The sequence below is a fragment of the Paraburkholderia sp. SSBN10T genome (assembly GCF_056619545.1).
The window spans coordinates 1-282 of the sequence record NZ_JBWQQI010000084.1; the positions used below are offsets into that span (position 1 = coordinate 1).

The following is a 282-nucleotide window of genomic DNA, read 5'->3' on the forward strand; positions in this document are numbered from 1 at the left end:
GTCGGCGAACTGCACCTGCTGCACGCCGTTGACGCTGTTGTTCAGCATGCCATCCAGCGTGATCTGGTCGCCGCTCACGCCGTCGGTGAGCACCAGCGCGCCGCTGCCTGCTCCCTCCACCGTCACCGACGACTCGCTGATCCCCGTACCCAGTTCCAGTACGTTGTGCGGGTTGCCCGAAAAATCCTGCTCGTTGATCTCCAGATGCCCATACCCTGCGTTAAAGACGAACGTGTCGCCCCCGCCGCCACCTACCTCATAGTCGCTGCCACCCTTGCCGTC

General features: G+C 63.5%; 1 protein-coding gene. It reads right to left on the reverse strand.

The window, feature by feature from the left end; all coding sequences use genetic code 11:
• On the reverse strand, positions 1-282 hold a 282-nt coding region (locus AC1ECK_RS36725), incomplete at both ends, for a calcium-binding protein (protein ID WP_480328210.1).